The following is a 3974-nucleotide window of genomic DNA, read 5'->3' on the forward strand; positions in this document are numbered from 1 at the left end:
ATACATTGTGAAGAGAAGATATGTCTGGAAGCTTCCAGGTGTTTTGAGCCCTTGTGGTTTGAAGCGTCCGAGCCCAGTCCCAGAGAAACCATGTGATGGCTTAGTCGGCCGGAATTGGCGGAGGGATTGGAGGTAGGAAGGAAAGCTTGTCCGAGGCATGTTTGTTGTTTGAAGGTTTAGGCCTTCATCTGATGGACATGCTGGATTGGTGTTGCCTGACCGCGCATCACCGGATGATATCTCGAGAAGCTGGTCTTAATGATACGACCTCGAAGTGCACCGGCGTGCCTTCATATGAGGATTGTATCGAACACGTCGATGTCATCGTTGGTGTTGCGGTTGTAAAAGGTAACCGTAACCGTTGTTCCTCTCTTTATCGTTAGGGATGGAATGGCTTTCGCGGCAGATTGAGTTTTGCCCGGATGGCCCGATTTGGTACCCCTTTGAGCGCAAGCGAGAAGGAAAGGTTCTGCCAAATCCAACAGATGATGAGCATAGACAATGAGAACGAAGAAGTGAATTAAGGGCATTTGGTGGATGCCTTGGCATGCACAGGCGAAGAAGGACGTGATACGCTGCGAAAAGCCGTGGGGAGCTGCGAATAAGCTTTGATCCATGGATCTCCGAATGGGGCAACCCACCTTAAATGCTTGGAAAATCCAGTCTGTTTTAACGAACGGCCTGGGTTTCCAAGCATTGTGATAAGGTATCTTACTTTCGAATACATAGGGGTAAGAAGCGAACGCAGGGAACTGAAACATCTAAGTACCTGCAGGAAAGGACATCAACCGAGACTCCGCAAGTAGTGGCGAGCGAACGCGGACCAGGCCAGTGGCAATGATGAATAAAGCGGAACGATCTGGAAAGGTCGGCCATAGAGGGTGATAGCCCCTTACGCGTAGAACAGTCATTGTCCTTGAGTAGGGCGGGACACGTGAAATCCTGTCTGAACATGGGGAGACCACTCTCCAAGCCTAAGTACTCGTGCATGACCGATAGCGAACAAGTACCGTGAGGGAAAGGTGAAAAGCACCCCGACGAGGGGAGTGAAATAGAACCTGAAACCGGATGCCTACAAACAGTCGGAGCCCGCAAGGGTGACGGCGTACCTTTTGTATAATGGGTCAACGACTTAGTGTAACTAGCAAGCTTAAGCCGGTAGGTGTAGGCGCAGCGAAAGCGAGTCTGAATAGGGCGATTGAGTTAGTTGCATTAGACCCGAAACCGAGTGATCTAGCCATGAGCAGGCTGAAGGTTGGGTAACACCAACTGGAGGGCCGAACCCGTATCTGTTGCAATAGATTGGGATGACTTGTGGCTAGGGGTGAAAGGCCAATCAAACTCGGAAATAGCTGGTTCTCCGCGAAATCTATTTAGGTAGAGCGTCGACCGAATACCCTCGGGGGTAGAGCACTGGATGGGCTATGGGGACTCACCGTCTTACTGATCCTAACCAAACTCCGAATACCGAGGAGTACTAGTCGGCAGACACACGGCGGGTGCTAACGTCCGTCGTGAAAAGGGCAACAACCCTGACCTCCAGCTAAGGTCCCCAAGTCATGGCTAAGTGGGAAAGGATGTGAGGATCCCAAAACAACCAGGATGTTGGCTTAGAAGCAGCCATCATTTAAAGAAAGCGTAACAGCTCACTGGTCTAAATAAGGGTCTTTGCGCCGAAAATGTAACGGGGCTAAAGCCATGCACCGAAGCTGAGGATATGCCGTAAGGCATGTGGTAGCGGAGCGTTCCGTAAGTCTGTGAAGGCGGACCCGTGAGGGCTGCTGGAGATATCGGAAGTGCGAATGTTGACATGAGTAACGATAAAGGGAGTGAGAGACTCCCTCGCCGAAAGACCAAGGGTTCCTGCTTAAAGTTAATCTGAGCAGGGTTAGCCGGCCCCTAAGACGAGGCGGACACGCGTAGTCGATGGGAACCACGTTAATATTCGTGGGCCTGGTGGTAGTGACGGATCTCGTGTGTTGTACATTCTTATTGGATTGAATGTGCGGCGAAGAGGTTCCAGGAAATAGCTCCACCGTATAGACCGTACCCGAAACCGACACAGGTGGTCAGGTAGAGTATACCAAGGCGCTTGAGAGAACTATGTTGAAGGAACTCGGCAAATTGCACGCGTAACTTCGGAAGAAGCGTGACCCCATTTTAGGCAACTATGATGGGGTGGCACAGACCAGGGGGTAGCGACTGTTTATCAAAAACACAGGGCTCTGCGAAGTAGCAATACGACGTATAGGGTCTGACGCCTGCCCGGTGCTGGAAGGTTAAAGGGAGGGGTGCAAGCTCTGAACTGAAGCCCCAGTAAACGGCGGCCGTAACTATAACGGTCCTAAGGTAGCGAAATTCCTTGTCGGGTAAGTTCCGACCTGCACGAATGGCGTAACGACTTCCCCGCTGTCTCCAACATAGACTCAGTGAAATTGAATTCCCCGTGAAGATGCGGGGTTCCTGCGGTCAGACGGAAAGACCCCGTGCACCTTTACTATAGCTTTACACTGGCATTCGCCAAGGCATGTGTAGGATAGGTGGTAGGCTTTGAAGCAGGGACGCCAGTTCTTGTGGAGCCATCCTTGAAATACCACCCTTATCTTCGTGGATGTCTAACCGCGGTCCGTTATCCGGATCCGGGACAGTGTATGGTGGGTAGTTTGACTGGGGCGGTCGCCTCCGAAAGAGTAACGGAGGCGCGCGATGGTGGGCTCAGACCGGTCGGAAATCGGTCGTCGAGTGCAATGGCATAAGCCCGCCTGACTGCGAGACTGACAAGTCGAGCAGAGACGAAAGTCGGTCATAGTGATCCGGTGGTCCCGTGTGGAAGGGCCATCGCTCAACGGATAAAAGGTACGCCGGGGATAACAGGCTGATGACCCCCAAGAGTCCATATCGACGGGGTTGTTTGGCACCTCGATGTCGACTCATCGCATCCTGGGGCTGGAGCAGGTCCCAAGGGTATGGCTGTTCGCCATTTAAAGCGGTACGTGAGTTGGGTTCAGAACGTCGTGAGACAGTTCGGTCCCTATCTGCCGTGGGTGTAGGAATATTGACAGGATCTGTCCCTAGTACGAGAGGACCGGGATGGACGTATCTCTGGTGGATCTGTTGTCCTGCCAAGGGCATAGCAGAGTAGCTATATACGGAATGGATAACCGCTGAAGGCATCTAAGCGGGAAACCAACCTGAAAACGAGTGTTCCCTATCAGAGCCGTGGAAGACGACCACGTTGATAGGACGGGTGTGGAAGCATGGCAACATGTGAAGCTTACCGTTACTAATAGCTCGATCGACTTCTTCGTTCCCATTGTTCATGCTCATCGAACGCAGTTCGATGATCTGTTCTGTCCTGACGCCCGAAGGGCTCCGGACGGGCCGCGCCACAGGGCGCGACGACCTCTGGTCTGTATGGCTTCCATGCTCGACTTCGAGCAAAGGTGGAATACGGATCGGTCACGGAAAGACGTGTTAAATTAAATAGAGCTTTGAGCTCTCCAGCTTCTCGAAACAGCAGTTTCCATGTGAAAACATGGAGCATGTTGCGTTTTGCCGACCTGGTGGTTATCGCGGGGCGGCTGCACCCGTTCCCATTCCGAACACGGCCGTGAAACGCCCCAGCGCCAATGGTACTCCGTCTCAAGACGCGGGAGAGTAGGTCGCTGCCAGGTCTGCAAAACGCAACATCTAATCTTCTCATTCACATTCTTCGGCCCAGCCGATAAAAAAAGGGCCGCTCAAGCGGCCTTTTGTCGTTTAAGACCAGAATAAAAAAAGACGCCTCGTGCGTCCCTTAAAGGAGACAAATCGCCTTCGGCAATTTGCTCCGGCACCAAGCATAACCGCCATGCGGTTACGCTCTCGCGACAAGTTCTGCGAACTTGCGCTGGTAACGCGGGGTGGAGCAGCCCGGTAGCTCGTCAGGCTCATAACCTGAAGGCCGCAGGTTCAAATCCTGCCCCCGCAACCAA

Annotated in this window: 1 tRNA gene and 2 rRNA genes; all 3 read left to right on the forward strand. The window is 52.7% G+C overall.

From position 1 onward, the window contains the following. Positions 1-509 precede the first annotated feature (509 nt). Positions 510-3308, forward strand: a 23S ribosomal RNA gene (locus M0412_RS26335). Between the two features lie 251 nt (positions 3309-3559). Next, positions 3560-3674 (forward strand): 5S ribosomal RNA (gene rrf / locus M0412_RS26340). A 222-nt stretch (positions 3675-3896) separates the two neighbouring features. Continuing rightward, positions 3897-3973, forward strand: a tRNA-Met gene (locus tag M0412_RS26345). Position 3974: the final 1 nt, after the last annotated feature.

Source organism: Agrobacterium sp. O3.4 (assembly GCF_041414895.1).
GTDB lineage: Bacteria > Pseudomonadota > Alphaproteobacteria > Rhizobiales > Rhizobiaceae > Agrobacterium > Agrobacterium cucumeris.